Below are 13,465 nucleotides of genomic sequence, written 5' to 3' on the forward strand. Positions count from 1 at the left end.
GGCTACCTTTCCTCCAATCTCTTCACCGCTTTGGAGTGGACATGGCCCGCTTACGTCGACTTCTCGCCGTCTCCATGCTCAGTATCATCGGATGTCTTCCCGCTCCTGCTCAGGCCGCCACGGACGGCCCCTACGAGCCGACCGTCGAATCCCTGAACAGTCACCCGACCCCTAAGTGGTTCAACAACGACAAGTTCGGCATCTTCCTCCATTGGGGGGCGTACTCCGTCCCGGCCTGGGGCCCGCGCGGCAGTTACGCCGAGTGGTACTGGTACTACATGAACTCCCCCGGGAACGCGACCAACAGCTACCACCGGGACACCTACGGGCCGGACTTCGCCTACGACCGCTTCGCCGAGCAGTGGAAGGCCGAGAAGTTCGACGCCGCCGACTGGGTCAAGCTCTTCAACGACGCCGGGGCCAAGTACTTCGTCCTCACCTCCAAGCACCACGAGGGCGTCGCCCTGTGGGACAGCAAGGTGAGCGAGCGCGACACCATGGCGATGGGCCCGAAGCGTGATCTGGCCAAGGAGCTGTTCACCGCGGCCCGCGCCGACGGGAAGCTGCGCGCGGGCTTCTACTACTCGCTCATGGAGTGGTACAACCCGCTGTTCACCGGCCACCCGGCGACCAACCCGTACACCGGCCAGCCGGTGCCCTACACCGGGGCTCCGCAGAGCGGCGACTACGTCAAGGACTACATGCTCCCGCAGATGCGCGAGCTGATCGACGGCTACGACCCCGACATCCTGTGGTGCGACGGCCAGTGGGACCGCTCGGCCGCCCAGTGGCAGACCGCGGGGGTGATCGCCGACTACTACAACAAGGCGGCGAAGAAGGGCAAGGAGGTCGCGGTCGCCAACCGGTGCAAGATCGAGAGCGGCGCGCTGGAGAGCCACGAGCTGGACTTCCAGACGCCCGAGTACTCCGTCAAGCCGGACATCGACCCCGTCAAGTGGGAGGCCAGCCGCGGCATCGCGCACTCCTACGGCTACAACCAGAACGAGCCCATCGAGGACTACCTGACCTCCGATCAGCTCGTGGACTCCTTCGTGGACATCGTCAGCAAGAACGGCAACCTGCTGCTGGACGTGGGCCCGAAGGCCGACGGCACCATCCCCGACGTGCAGCGGGAACGGCTGCTGGACATGGGCTCCTGGCTGAAGGTCAACGGCGAGGCCATGTACGGCACCACGTACTGGACGCGCGCCGAGGAGAAGGGCGGCCCGGACGACGTCCGGTACACCGTCAAGGACGGCGTCCTCTACGCGACGGCGCTGAAGTGGCCGGGCGAGCGGCTCACGCTGGGCGCGGACGTGCCGGCGGGCCCCGGGACGCGGATCACGCTGCTCGGCTCCGACGCCGGCCCGCTGCCGTGGCAGCGCGACGAGCAGGGCCGGGTGGTCGTCACCACGCCCGCCGAGACCGGGCAGTACGCCTACTCGTTCAAGATCGAGACGCCCGGTGTGACGGCCCTGCCGCGCTTCGGCACCGACCTGCCCGAGCAGGCGCAGGCCGGTGAGACCCTCACCGGCAAGGTGACCGTCACCAACCCCGGCTCCGCGCCGCTGCGCGCGGCCTCGCTGACCCTCGCCGCGCCCGACGGCTGGACGGTGACCCCGGCCGGCGCCCGGATCGGCCACCTGGCCGCCGGGGCGAGCACCGAGGTGCCGGTCACCGTGACCGTGCCGTCCGGGGCCGAGCCCGCCGCGCTCGGGATCCAGGCGACGCTCAAGTCCGGACGGCTGCGCGCGGCGTACCGGCTCCCCGTCTCGGTGGTGCTGCCGAACCTGGCCCAGGGCAAGCCGGCCACCCAGCAGAGCACCGGCTACGACGCCCCGGCCGCGCGGGCCGTGGACGGCAACACCGACGGCGGATTCTGGAACGGCTCGGTCACCCACACCCAGGAACCGGCCAGGGAAGCCTGGTGGCAGGTCGATCTGGGGGCCTCGGCCAGCCTGGACAGCGTGGAGATCTGGAACCGCACCGACTGCTGCGCCGAACGGTTGCGGGACTACTGGGTGATGTCCTCCGAGCAGCCGATCACCGCCGACGGCCTGGAGGCGGCCCGCACGACGCCGGGCGTGACCGCCGTGCACGTGCAGGAACAGGCCGGCCGGCCCAGCACGGTCAAACTGCCCGCCGGCGCCACCGGCCGGCACGTGCGCATCCAGCTCTCCTCCGGCACCGACCCGCTCGCCCTGGCGGAGGTGCGGGTGAGAGGCCGCTAACGCGGGCGGCAGGTCTGGTCGGTGGCGGGGAGTGCGCCGGTGGCCAGGTAGGCGTTGACCTTGGCGTCCACGCAGGCGTTGCCGTACTCGCCGTAGATCCCGTGGGCGATGGCGCCGCGCAGGGTGAGCAGGCGGGAGCCGGTCAGCGCCCGGTGCATGGCCCTGCTGCCCTCGTAGGTGGTGGCGGTGTCGCCGGTGGCGGACACGATCAGCGCGGGGGTGGGGTTGGCGACGTGCGTGAGCGGTTCGCGCGGCTCGTCCGGCCAGAAGGCGCAGGGCCAGATGTTGTTCTTGACCGGGCCGAAGAGCGGGTGACGCGCCCGGCTGCGCTGGACGTCGTCCCAGTAGACGTCGGGGTCGCCCGGCGCGGCCCGGTCGCCGCAGGTGATCGCGGCGGCCGGGCTGGCCAGCGGCGAACCGGCGCTGGTCAGGACGAACGCCAGGAATCCGGCGAGCTCGGCGCCGGGTTCGGCCGGGCGGCCGTGCGCGGCCTCGTTCAGGGTCCGGACGGTGGCGGCGAACTCGGCGCGCGCCTCGGGACGGTCGTTCGCGGAGCCGACGGAGAGCAGGTACGGGACCGCCTGGTCGTCCACCTCGTACGCCCCGACGCGCAGCGGACGCTCCTCCGCGGCGGCGACGATCGTGTCCACGGTGGCGAGCACGCGGGCGGTGGTCGCGCCGAGCCCGTAGGTGCCGTGGCGTCCGGCGGCCCAGGACGCCCAGGCGCGCAGCGCGCGGTCCGCCTCGTCCTCGGAGCCCCGCATCGCCCTGGGGCCCCACTTGCCCGGGTCGCCCGCGCTGTCCAGGACCACCCGGTCGGTGCGGCCGGGGAACATCTGCGTGTAGACCGCGCCCAGGTAGCTGCCGTAGGAGTAGCCGAGGAAGGAGATCCGGCGCTCCCCCAGGGCGCGGCGCACGAGGTCGATGTCGCGGGCCGTGTCGCGGGTGTTGGCGTACGGGAGCACGTCGGCGTGCCGCTGGGCGCAGCGCTCGGCCAGGTCGCGCTGCACCGCCACCTGGTGGTCGAACCGGGCGCGGGTCGAGCCGGCCGAGCGCAGCCACAGGCCGATGGGCCAGCCGCAGTCGAGCGGCGTGCTGCGCCCGACGAAACGCGGGTCCAGGCCGATGACGTCGTACCGGGCGGCGACGTCCTTCATGGCCGCGCGTGTCCGCAGGGGCATGCCGAGCGTGCTCTCGCCGGGGCCGCCGCTGTTGAGCACCAGGGCGCCGATGCGATGGGCGCGGTCGGTCGCGGGGATGCGGGACAGCGCGAGCTTGATGGCGCGGCCGCCCGGCCTGGAGTGGTCGAGCGGGACGGCGAGCTCCGCGCAGCGCGCGCCCGCCTGGTCGAGCTGCCTGCCGACGGCGTCGTCCGGGCCCAGGGAGCAGCGTTTCCAGTCGAGCGCCGGGGGTTTCCCGCCGGTCGCCGCGGGCGCGCCGGCGTCGGCTCCGGCCGCGGGCGCGACGGCGACGGACAGGGCGATCAGGGCGAGGGCCGGGAGCAGACGGCCGAGCGGCCGCACACGTGTCGGTTTCATGGCCGGGGACGCTATTCCGGCCGGACGCCCGGCACGATACAGCCGGCCGCACGCCCTTGGTACAGCCCGCTGTAGTGTCCGGCCGCGGACGGTGACGGGATACTGGTGCCCCGGTACGCAGGTCAGGAGGAGGTGCGCATGCGTGACCGCGCTCTCCCCGGCTCGGTCTCCCGGCTGTTCTCCGGTTCGACGTCCTGGCTGTCGTCCGGCTCGGTCTCCCGGCTGTCGTCCGGGTCGGGCTACCTGCTGGGCATGCTGGTCACCGCCGTGGTCACGGCGCTCGCGCTCCCGGTGCTGCTCGCGCCGGCGGCGGGGCGGGGCTGGGCGGCCTGGCACCGCCGGCGGGCCGGGCGGCTGCTCGGCGTCCCGGCGGGCGGGGTGCCGGGCGGGCGGCGGGATCTCGCCTGGGCGCTCGCGCACGTCGCCACCGGGTTCCCGCTCGGGCTGGCCGCCCTGCTGTGCCTGGGCAACATCGTGGTCGCCGCGGTGGCGATGGTCGCGTGGCAGGCGTTCCCGGCGGACGCGCGTCCCACGCTGTTCTCGTTCTTCGACGTTCCCGTGGACGATTGGGCGACCGCGCTGGCCGGAGGGTCGGCCCAGATCGTCGTCCTCGGCGCGGCGGCCTGGTGGGGGCTGCCCGCGCTGGCCCGGCTGCACGCCCGGCTGTCCCTGGCGCTGCTCGCGCCGTCGGCCCGCGAGCGGCTCACCGAGCGGGTCGACGTGCTGACCAGGAGCCGGGTCGGCGTGGTCGACGCCCACGGCGCGGAGCTCCAGCGCATCGAACGCGACCTGCACGACGGGACGCAGGCCCGCCTGGTGACCATCGCCATGCACCTGGGCCTGGCCCGCGAGTCGCTCGCCGACGACCCGGACACGGTCGCCCTGCTGCTCCAGGAGGCGCACGAGACGGCGGAGGAGGCGATGGCCGAGCTGCGCGCGGTGCTCCAGACGATCTACCCGCCGATCCTCGCCGACCGCGGGCTCGACGGCGCGCTGACGGCGCTGGCCGCCCGGTCGAGCGTGCCGGTCCACATCGAGCTCGCCGACCTGGGCGCGCTGCCGCCGTCCGTGGAGACGGTGGCCTACTACGTGATCGCCGAGGCGCTGACGAACGTGACCAAGCACGCCGCCGCCACCAGGGCGTCCCTGCGGATCGAGCGGGCCGGCGACGTGCTGTCCGTCGAGGTCACCGACGACGGCAGGGGCGGCGCCGACGAGGCGCGCGGCACCGGGATCCCCGGGATCCGCCGGCGGGTCGCCGCCCTCGACGGCACGCTGCGCCTCGACAGCCCGCCGGGCGGCCCCACCACGCTCGCCGTCCGGATGCCGTGCGCGTCGTGACCGTCGAAGGAGGTCCCTTGCGGGTCGTGATCGCCGAGGACAACGTCCTGCTGGCCAGCGGGCTGAAGCTGCTGCTGGCGGCCAGGGGCTGCGAGGTCGTCGCGGTCGTCGGCGACGGCGAGGCGTTCCTGCTCGCCGTCGCCGAGCACCGTCCCGACATCGCCATCGTCGACGTGCGGCTGCCGCCGTCGTTCCGCGACGAGGGCATCCACGCCGCGCTGCGGGCCCGCCGCGAGCACGGCGCGCTGCCGATCCTGGTGCTCTCGCAGTACGTCGAGCGCGAGTACGCCGGCGAACTGCTCGCCGACGGCCGCGGCGGCATCGGCTACCTGCTCAAGGACCGCATCGGCCGGGTGGCCGAGTTCGTCGACGCCCTGCGGCGGGTCGCGGCCGGCGGCACCGCGATGGACCCGGAAGTGGTCGCCCAGCTCTTCGCCCGCCGCGCTGACGACCCCCTCGCCGCCCTCACCGCCCGCGAGCGGGAGTCCCTGGCCCTCATGGCGCAGGGGCACGACAACGCCACCATCGCCGAGCGCATGCGCATCTCCGACAACGCCGTCCACAAGCACATCGGCAACGTCTTCGCCAAGCTCGGCCTGGCCCCGGACGACTCCGGCCACCGCCGCGTCCGCGCCGTGCTCGCCTACCTGGACGGCGCTCCGCGCCCGCCCGAGCAGACCCCGGTCCGCGGGAAGCCCAGCTGACCCCATCCCCTCCGGCAGGAACGCCCGCGCGGACGTCAGAGCAGCGCGGCGAGCTCGGCCGGCCGCGAGAACATCGGCCAGTGGCCGGTCGGCAGCTCGGCGAACGTCCACTCGGGCGTGCCGAGCGCGGCGAACGCCGGGTTCCCCGAGTCGATCAGCTCGCGGATCAGCGCCACCGGCATGGTCGAGGCGACCATGGTCTTCGGCGTCGCCGGGATGCGCTCCGGCCGCTGCGCCGGCTGCACGGCCGCGCCCCACGGCTGGGGCGTCGCCTTCGCGCGGATCTGCTCCCATCGTTCCTCGGTGAGGCCCGCGAACTTGCCCGCCCCCTGCTCGTAGGCGGGCACGTCGAGCGCGTGGCCGTCCCCGACCTGGGCGCGCCAGGCCTTCTGGGTGTCCTCGTCGTTGAAGTCGATCACCGCCGCCCCGGACGGCAGCGGCCCGGCGTCCACGTAGACGACCCGGCTGAGCCGCTCGGGATGCCGGTCGGCGACCGCGGTCACCGGGACGTTCGCCCCGCTGTGCCCGACCAGGACGACGTCGTCCCATCCGTCCATCGCCGCCAGGATGTCGGCGACATGTGTCTCCACGCCGACCTCCGGTGACAGCTCGCCGGCCCGCTCCGCCACCCCCGTCAGGGTGACCGCCCGCACCTGGTGCCCGGCGGCGCGCAGTTCGTGCGCCACCTCGTCCCAGGCCCAGGCGCCGAGCCAGAATCCGGGTACCAGCACGTAGTTCGCCATCTCGTCGTCCTTCCAAGTGAGCCGATGTCGCTACGCTAAAGCGGAAAGCGGACAGAACCCGCCCGGATAAAGAGGGTGACCTGTGTCATATCCGGCGACCCGGATGCTGGCGATGCTCGAACTGCTCCAGGCCCACCACGTGCTGGGCGGCCGCGACCTCGCCCAGCGGCTCGGCGTGGACGAACGGACCGTCCGCCGTTACGCCGCCCGGCTCGCCGACCTGGGCATCCCCGTCGCCGCCGAACGCGGCCGGTACGGCGGCTACCGGCTGATGCCCGGCTACAAGCTGCCGCCGCTGATGCTCACCGACGACGAGGCCACCGCCGTCGTCCTCGGCCTGCTCGCCGGACGCCGCCTGGGCCTGGCCGCCGAGGCCACGGAGGCCGCCCTGGCCAAGATCCGGCGGGTGCTGCCGGCCACGCTGCGGCAGCAGGCCGGCGCGCTGGAGGAGACCCTCGACTTCACCCTCGCCGCCCGCGCGGCGCGGACGCCCGCGAGCCGGGCCGTGCTGACCCTGGCCGCCGCGATCCGCGACCGCCGCCGGGTCACGCTGGGCTACCGCTCCTGGAAGGGCTCCACCACCGAACGCGAACTGGACGGCCACGGCCTGGTCTTCCACTCCGGCCGCTGGTACGTGACCGGCCTCGACCACCTGTCCGGCGAGCTGCGCACCTTCCGCCTCGACCGGATCTCCTCCGTCGTCCCGGGGACGGCCTCCTACGAGATCCCCGCCGAGTCCGACCCGGTGCGGCAGGTCACCGCGTCGCTGGCCCGGGTGCCGTACGCGCACCTCGTCGAGGTCGTGCTGCGCGTGCCTCTCGCGGAGGCGGCCCGTCGCGTCCCGCCGTCGGTGGCCACGCTCACCGAGACCCCGGACGGAGTGCTGCTGCGGATGCGCGCCGAGTCCCTGGACGGCATGGCCGCCATGCTCGCCGGGCTCGGCTTCCCGTTCACGATCCAGTCGCCGCCGGAGCTGCGCACGGCCGTCCGCCGCCTGGCCCAGAGCCTGCTAGACCAGACCTCCGATTGAGGCGGTACTGGAGGGACGGTGCCAGCCGAGTCCGTCCGGGTCCGTCCGAGCTGCTGTTGGACACCCCGGGCCGGCCGCTTGCCTGGGGTGCGAGGCGGCCGACCGGGCCGCCCGCAGCGAAGGAGAGACCCGTGAACGCATCCAGCGCGCCGCGCCCCAGGACCAGGAAGGTCACCGCGGCCCTCGCCGCCACCGCACTCGCCGCCGGGCTCGGCCTGGCCGCCCTCGCCACCACCGCGCCGCCCGCCCAGGCGACCTCCGCGGCCGGCCCCGCGACCGGCCAGCCGGGCCTGGACCGGCTGCACGCGTACTGCCAGAGCCTGGGCCACCTCAACTCGGTGGCCCAGAATCCGAAGTCGGTCTGGAGCTGGCGCTGCGTCGGCGTGGACGGCACCATGCACGGCATCAACATGCACGACGCGTGCCGCTGGCAGCACGGCGCGGGCCTGTCCCACGCCGCCTTCCACGACGAGCGCAACGCCTTCTCCTGGTACTGCTACTGATCGCGGCGCCACCTGCCCGCCCCGCCTTCGTCGGCGGTCAGCCGATGGGGGCGGGGAGGACGCCGGTGCGGTGGAGATGGCGGCGGGCCGCCGCGATGGCCTCCGGGGTCGAGGCGAACACCTGGCCGGCCTCGTCCAGGCGGGCGATCGCGCCCAGGGCGCGCAGCGGCCGGTGGTGGCCGTCCCGGATGCCGGAGACGTACACGGTGATGCCGCGTCGTTCCAGGCGGGCGACGGCGTCGCCGAGCACCAGGGCGCCGCTGGCGTCGATCGTGGTGATGCGGGACATGCGCAGGATCACCACCGAGACGTCGGCGACCTCCGACAGCTCCAGCAGGAAGCGGTGCGCCGCGGCGAAGAACAGCGGCCCGTCCAGCCGGTAGGCGACGATGTGCTCGGCCAGCAGCTCGTGCTCCTCGGCGTCGTGGTCGCCGGGCAGGTCGGCCCGCAGGGGCACGGTGTCCAGGCGCACGTTCCCGGCGATGGCGCGCAGCGCGAGCGCCCCGGCCACGATCAGGCCGAGGATGACGGCGGTGACCAGGTCGAGGACGAGGGTCGCGACCGCGGTCGAGACCAGGACGACGGCGTCGGCCCGGGTGGAGCGCAGCATCGACGTCACCGAGCCGACCTCGACCATCCGCGCCGCGGTGGCCAGCAGCACCCCGGCCAGGGCCGCCAGCGGGATGCGGGCGACCAGCCCGGCGGCGGTGAACACGATGACGCCGAGGATCGCGGCGTGCGCGAGCGCGGCCAGCCGGGAGGACGCGCCCGCGCGCACGTTGACGGCGGTGCGGGCGATCGCCCCGGTGGCCGGGACGCCGCCGAACAGCGGGGCGACCAGGTTGGCGATGCCCTGGCCGAACAGCTCGCGGTCGGGGTCGTGCCGATGGTTGACGCTCATGCCGTCGGCGACGGCGGCCGACAACAACGATTCCAGCGCGGCCAGCGCGGCCACGGCGAACGCGGGGGCGACGAGGGAGCTCAGCGCGCCGACGTCCAGGAACTCCAGGGACGGGGCGGGCAGCCCCGCGGGCAGGGCGCCGATGCGCGTCACCGGCAACCCCGCCAGCTCCGCGACGAGCGTGGCGGCGACGACGGCGAGCAGCGAGAACGGCACAGCGGGCCGCCGGCGTCCGCCGACCAGGATCAACGCCGCGACCGCCGCGGCCATGGCGAGGGCGGCCCAGTTCGGACGGGCCGCGAAGTCGCGTACCGCCTGCCAGGCCACGGTCAGCACCTTGTCACCCGCGGGCGTGGGCACGCCGAGCGCGGCGGGCACCTGCTGCATGCCGATCACGCAGGCGATGCCCAGGGTGAAGCCCTCCACCACCGGCGCGGGCACCAGCATCATGAACCGGCCCGCCCGGGCCAGGGCCAGGCCGAGCAGCAGCAGCCCGGCCAGCAGCCCCACCGTCAGCACGCCGGTGGCGCCGTGCGCGTGCATGATCGGGACGAGCACCACCGTCATCGCCCCGGTCGGCCCGGACACCTGCAGCGCCGAGCCGCCGAAGACGGCGGCCAGCGCGCCGGCCACCACCGCGGTGGCCAGCCCCGCCTGCGCGCCCAGCCCGCTGGAGATGCCGAAGCCGAGCGCCAGCGGCAGCGCCACGATGGCCACCGTCAGCCCGGCCAGCAGGTCGCGGCGCGGATGACGGCCGAACGCGGCCAGATCGGCCCGGCCGGGCAGGACGGGACGCAGACGGGCCCAGCCCGCCCGGAGCACTGAGGTCACCGTTCGCCGGCCTCCGATTCGAGCAGCTCGTTCAGCAGCGCGTGCCGGCCGGAGAGCTTGGCCTGCAGCAGGTGGCGGGCGGCGCGCAGCAGCTCCGCCACGTCGCCGCCGGACAGCGCGTACACGACGGTCGATCCGTCGCGGCGGGCGGTGACCAGCTCCGAGCGGCGCAGCACGGCCAGATGCTGGGACAGGCCGGTGGGCTCCACCTCGATCTCGGCCAGCAGGTCGCGCACCGGCATCGGGCCGTCCTGGAGCAGCTCCAGCACGCGGATCCGCACCGGATGTCCGAGCAGCCGGAACAGCTCGGCCTTGGCCTCGTACAGGGGGACGGACATCAGCGCGCCTCCTCTCCCCCGCGGGCCGCGCCGGGGTCCGGGCCGGGGTCCGCGCCGGGGCTCTCGTCGGTGTCCACGCCGTGCGCGCGGGCCATCCGCAGCACCTCGTCCAGCCCGCCGGCGGCGGCCAGCGCGGCGTCGGCGTCGCCGTCCTGTTCGGCCGCGCGCAGCGCGCCGGCCGCCTCATCCACCCGGCGCCGGATCGCCGCAGCGAACGCCTCGCTCACACTGTCCCCTGCCTTCATGCCTGCCTTGACGAGATAAGTGTTAAACGAATTGCGAAAATTCGCAACTTCTATACGGCTTGCCCGTTTGTTATCTGGATAGATAACGTTATCTGCATGGATAACAGCGACGGCGGTCAAGGCCGTCCGCCCGGCCCCCATCAGGCGGCGACCGCGGCCCGCAGGAAGCAGATCATCCGGGCCGCGATCACCCTGCTCGGCGAGCGCGGCTACCAGGCCACCACCTTCGACGCCATCTGCAAGGAGGCCGGGCTCAGCAGCAGCCGGCTGATCACCTACCACTTCTCCAGCAAGGACGAGCTGTTCGCGGCCGTCGCCGACCGGATCGCCGCCGACGCCGAGGCCCACGTGCGTCCCGCCGTGGAGGCCGCGACCGGCGCCCGCGAACTGCTCGCCACCGCCATCCGGGCGAACGTGGCGTTCATCGCCGCCCACTCCTCTCAGGTGCGGGCGCTCCAGCAGATCCTGCTCAACAGCGGTCAAGGCGTCTGGGAACGGCACCACACCGAGTCGCTGGACCGGCTGGCCGGCCTGTTCACGGACGGGCAGCGCGCCGGCGTCTTCCGCACCTTCGACCCGCGGGTCATGGCGGCGGCGCTGCGGGCGTCGATCGACAGCGTCGTCCCGCTCCTCGCCGCCGGGCTCGACCCCGGCCTCTGCGCGGACGAACTGGTCGAACTCTTCGACCGCAGTACGAGCGAGAAGTCCTGAGACCGGTCCGGAAGGGGAACACGATGTCAGCTGAAGGGATCGCCGGGCGGACGTACGTCGTCACCGGGTCGGCGTCGGGCATCGGCGCCGCGACCGCCGCCCTGCTCCGCGCCCGCGGCGCCACGGTCATCGGCTGCGACCTCGACGACGCCGACGTCCAGGCCGACCTGTCCACGCCCGAGGGCCGGCGGTCGCTGGTCGACCAGGTGAGCGCGGCCGGGACCGTCGACGCGGTGCTCGCCGTCGCCGGGGGCGGCCGGACCGGGCTGCTGGCGACGAACTACTTCGGCGCGGTCGCGACGCTCGAAGGTCTACGTCCGGTGCTGGCGCGGAGTCGGGCCCCTCGTGCCGTGGTCGTGTCGTCGACCTCGTCGCTGGCCCCCGCCGACGAGCGCGTCATGCAGGCGTGCCTGGACGGCGACGAAGCCGCCGCCGTCGCCCTCGTCGAGGCGGACCCGTCCGCCGGCGGCCCGGCCGGCGCCTACGGGATCGCCAAGCGCGCGTTGAACCGCTGGGTGCGCAGAGCCGCCCCCACACCGGAGTGGGCGGGCGCCGGCATCGCGCTCAACGCCGTCGCGTCCGGCGTCGTGGACACGCCGGCGGCCGCCTGGATCTTCGCGAGCGAGGAGGCGCGGGCCGCGGTGGAGGCGGCGGCGCCGCAACCGTTCGGCGGCTTCCCCGGGCGGCCGGAGTGGATCGCCGAGCTCCTGTGCTGGCTCACCGGCGCCGACAACCGCTTCGTCACCGGCCAGATCATCTTCGCCGACGGAGGCGCGGAGGCCGCGCTGCTCGGCGACCTCCATTGGCGCTGACGGCACTGACGGCGCTGACGGCGCTGAGGGCGTTGACGGCACTGACGGCGCTGACGGCGCTGACGGCGCTGAGGGCGTTGACGGCGCTTGGGGCCGCCGACCGGCCACCGCTCAGACCACCGTTCAGGCGACCGCGTCGGCGGGCTGTTTGCGGCGGGATCTGATCTCGTAGGCGAGCAGCGTGCCGCCGACGGCCACGGCGACCGCCCCGACCACGGGAAGCGCCTCGGCGGACGAGGCCACGGCGGCGAACGCCAGCACCAGCAGCGCCACCACCACCCGGCTCAGCCAGGGGAAACCCCACATGCGCAGCCGCAGCAGCTCGGGCGACTCGGCCTCCATACGCCGGCGCAGCCGGAGCTGGCTGAGCGCCACGAAGACGTAGAGCAGTAGCACCAGCAGCCCGGCGGTGTTGATCAGCAGGTCGAAGGCGTCGTCGCCGACCGCGAACGCGCCGGCCATCAGGGCCAGCGCGAGCGCGCCGCCGCCGAGCAGCGCGGGCGCGGGCACCCCGGACGCCCGCACCCGCGCCGCCGCGGCGGGGGCGTCGCCGCGGGCGGCCATCGCGCACAGGACGCGCGAGGCGGCGTACAGCGCGGCGTTCATCACCGACACGACCGCGACCAGGATCACCCAGGTCATCAGGGTCGCCGCGCCGGGGACGCCGAGCTCGGCGATGGCGGCCGCGAACGGGCTGTCCGCGCCGCCCGCCGGGACGCGGTTCCACGGCACGACCGCCAGGATGACCAGCACCGAGCCGACGTAGAAGATCAGCACCCGCCAGACCACCCGCAGGGTGGCCCGCGCGACCTCCTTGGCGGGTTCGGCCGACTCGGCGGCCGCGATGGTGACGATCTCCGCCCCGAAGTAGGAGAACAGCACGGTGACGAGCGCGGTGAGGACCGCTCCCCAGCCCTTGGGGGCGAACCCGCCGTGCCCGGTCAGCGCGCTGAGACCGGCGCCGCCGCCGGACGGCCACAGACCCAGGACGTACAGCGCCCCGGCGGCGAGGAAGGCCACGATCACCACGACCTTGACCGAGGCCAGCCAGAACTCGGTCTCGCCGAACAGCCGTACCGAGACCAGGTTGGCCGCGGTGAGCGCCGCCAGCAGCGCGACGGCCGTCGGCAGCACGGGGACGGCGCCGGACAGGGAGTGCAGCAGCTTGGCCCCCGCCACGCCCTCGAACGCGACCGCGACGATCGCGAACAGCCAGTAGCACCAGCCCACCAGGAACCCGGCGCGCGGCCCGAGGGCGGCACGGGCGTAGTCGGCGAACGAGCCCGCCGAGGGCCGGGCGGCGGCCATCTCGCCGAGCATCCGCATCACCAGGACGACGATCAGGCCGCCCAGGGCGTAGGCGACCAGCGCCGCCGGGCCGGTGTCGGCGATCACCTTGCCGCTGCTGACGAACAGGCCGGCGCTGATGACGCCGCCGAGCCCGATCATGGTCATGTGGCGTCGTTTGAGTCCGCGGTGGAGCGATCCCCCGCTGTCGTGCCCGGTCATGGCGTTCGGCTCCCTGCTGTTCTCGGAT

General features: G+C 74.1%; 13 protein-coding genes. 7 read left to right on the forward strand and 6 right to left on the reverse strand.

Annotation, left to right across the window (positions count from 1 at the left end; all coding sequences use genetic code 11):
• Positions 1 to 74 precede the first annotated feature (74 nt).
• Positions 75 to 2,231, forward strand: a complete 2,157-nt coding sequence (locus tag ACIBK9_RS27965) for an alpha-L-fucosidase (protein WP_397161908.1) — start codon at positions 75 to 77, stop codon at positions 2,229 to 2,231.
• On the opposite strand, the gene ACIBK9_RS27970 is transcribed toward ACIBK9_RS27965, so the two are convergent.
• Entirely contained in the window at positions 2,228 to 3,769 is a 1,542-nt protein-coding gene (locus ACIBK9_RS27970; RefSeq protein ID WP_397161909.1) for an alpha/beta hydrolase, read from the reverse strand. The two genes, ACIBK9_RS27965 and ACIBK9_RS27970, sit on opposite strands and share 4 nt — an antisense overlap.
• 138 nt (positions 3,770 to 3,907) lie before the next feature.
• Here ACIBK9_RS27970 and ACIBK9_RS27975 point away from each other — a divergent pair, with 138 nt between their 5' ends.
• Positions 3,908 to 5,110: a sensor histidine kinase gene (locus ACIBK9_RS27975; RefSeq protein WP_397161910.1), complete on the forward strand. Its 1,203-nt coding sequence runs from the start codon at positions 3,908 to 3,910 to the stop codon at positions 5,108 to 5,110.
• Between the two features lie 17 nt (positions 5,111 to 5,127).
• Positions 5,128 to 5,814 (forward strand): response regulator, encoded by a 687-nt coding sequence (locus ACIBK9_RS27980; RefSeq protein WP_397161911.1) that lies wholly within the window; start codon positions 5,128 to 5,130, stop codon positions 5,812 to 5,814.
• A gap of 35 nt (positions 5,815 to 5,849) precedes the next feature.
• Here the strand turns inward: ACIBK9_RS27980 and ACIBK9_RS27985 are convergent, their stop codons facing one another.
• A complete protein-coding gene (locus tag ACIBK9_RS27985) occupies positions 5,850 to 6,557 on the reverse strand; it encodes an alpha/beta fold hydrolase (protein ID WP_397161912.1) in 708 nt (235 codons plus the stop codon).
• Between the two features lie 82 nt (positions 6,558 to 6,639).
• Between ACIBK9_RS27985 and ACIBK9_RS27990 the strand changes: the two genes are divergently transcribed.
• The gene (locus ACIBK9_RS27990; protein WP_397161913.1) at positions 6,640 to 7,587 is read left to right on the forward strand and encodes a helix-turn-helix transcriptional regulator; all 948 of its coding nucleotides are present in this window, start codon (positions 6,640 to 6,642) and stop codon (positions 7,585 to 7,587) included.
• Positions 7,588 to 7,718: 131 nt separating this feature from the next.
• Positions 7,719 to 8,090, forward strand: a complete 372-nt coding sequence (locus ACIBK9_RS27995; protein ID WP_397161914.1) for a hypothetical protein — start codon at positions 7,719 to 7,721, stop codon at positions 8,088 to 8,090.
• Between the two features lie 37 nt (positions 8,091 to 8,127).
• Here the strand turns inward: ACIBK9_RS27995 and ACIBK9_RS28000 are convergent, their stop codons facing one another.
• Genes ACIBK9_RS28000 through ACIBK9_RS28010 form a run of 3 tightly spaced genes read right to left on the reverse strand, consistent with a single transcriptional unit; the run spans position 8,128 to position 10,387 of the window.
• The gene (locus ACIBK9_RS28000) at positions 8,128 to 9,822 is read right to left on the reverse strand and encodes a SulP family inorganic anion transporter (RefSeq protein WP_397161915.1); all 1,695 of its coding nucleotides are present in this window, start codon (positions 9,820 to 9,822) and stop codon (positions 8,128 to 8,130) included.
• Positions 9,819 to 10,160 (reverse strand): metalloregulator ArsR/SmtB family transcription factor, encoded by a 342-nt coding sequence (locus ACIBK9_RS28005; protein WP_352327141.1) that lies wholly within the window; start codon positions 10,158 to 10,160, stop codon positions 9,819 to 9,821. Before ACIBK9_RS28005 ends, ACIBK9_RS28000 begins: the two co-directional genes overlap by 4 nt.
• On the reverse strand, positions 10,160 to 10,387 hold the full coding sequence (locus tag ACIBK9_RS28010) for a hypothetical protein (RefSeq protein ID WP_397161916.1): 228 nt from the start codon (positions 10,385 to 10,387) through the stop codon (positions 10,160 to 10,162). Before ACIBK9_RS28010 ends, ACIBK9_RS28005 begins: the two co-directional genes overlap by 1 nt.
• Positions 10,388 to 10,501: 114 nt before the next feature.
• Between ACIBK9_RS28010 and ACIBK9_RS28015 the strand changes: the two genes are divergently transcribed.
• Positions 10,502 to 11,116 (forward strand): TetR/AcrR family transcriptional regulator, encoded by a 615-nt coding sequence (locus ACIBK9_RS28015; protein WP_397161917.1) that lies wholly within the window; start codon positions 10,502 to 10,504, stop codon positions 11,114 to 11,116.
• Between the two features lie 23 nt (positions 11,117 to 11,139).
• Positions 11,140 to 11,928 (forward strand): SDR family oxidoreductase, encoded by a 789-nt coding sequence (locus ACIBK9_RS28020; protein WP_397161918.1) that lies wholly within the window; start codon positions 11,140 to 11,142, stop codon positions 11,926 to 11,928.
• Positions 11,929 to 12,051: 123 nt separating this feature from the next.
• Here the strand turns inward: ACIBK9_RS28020 and ACIBK9_RS28025 are convergent, their stop codons facing one another.
• Positions 12,052 to 13,437 (reverse strand): amino acid permease, encoded by a 1,386-nt coding sequence (locus tag ACIBK9_RS28025; protein WP_397161919.1) that lies wholly within the window; start codon positions 13,435 to 13,437, stop codon positions 12,052 to 12,054.
• Between the last annotated feature and the right edge of the window lie 28 nt (positions 13,438 to 13,465).

This window comes from Nonomuraea sp. NPDC050227 (assembly GCF_044459705.1).
GTDB lineage: Bacteria > Actinomycetota > Actinomycetes > Streptosporangiales > Streptosporangiaceae > Nonomuraea.

Coding starts and splice junctions, on each gene's coding strand:
- ACIBK9_RS27965 (WP_397161908.1), top strand. CDS start 75: ATGCTCAGTATCATCGGATGTCTTCCCGCTCCTGCTCAGGCCGCCACG.
- ACIBK9_RS27970 (WP_397161909.1), bottom strand. CDS start 3,769: ATGAAACCGACACGTGTGCGGCCGCTCGGCCGTCTGCTCCCGGCCCTC.
- ACIBK9_RS27975 (WP_397161910.1), top strand. CDS start 3,908: ATGCGTGACCGCGCTCTCCCCGGCTCGGTCTCCCGGCTGTTCTCCGGT.
- ACIBK9_RS27985 (WP_397161912.1), bottom strand. CDS start 6,557: ATGGCGAACTACGTGCTGGTACCCGGATTCTGGCTCGGCGCCTGGGCC.
- ACIBK9_RS28005 (WP_352327141.1), bottom strand. CDS start 10,160: ATGTCCGTCCCCCTGTACGAGGCCAAGGCCGAGCTGTTCCGGCTGCTC.
- ACIBK9_RS28015 (WP_397161917.1), top strand. CDS start 10,502: ATGGATAACAGCGACGGCGGTCAAGGCCGTCCGCCCGGCCCCCATCAG.
- ACIBK9_RS28020 (WP_397161918.1), top strand. CDS start 11,140: ATGTCAGCTGAAGGGATCGCCGGGCGGACGTACGTCGTCACCGGGTCG.
- ACIBK9_RS28025 (WP_397161919.1), bottom strand. CDS start 13,437: ATGACCGGGCACGACAGCGGGGGATCGCTCCACCGCGGACTCAAACGA.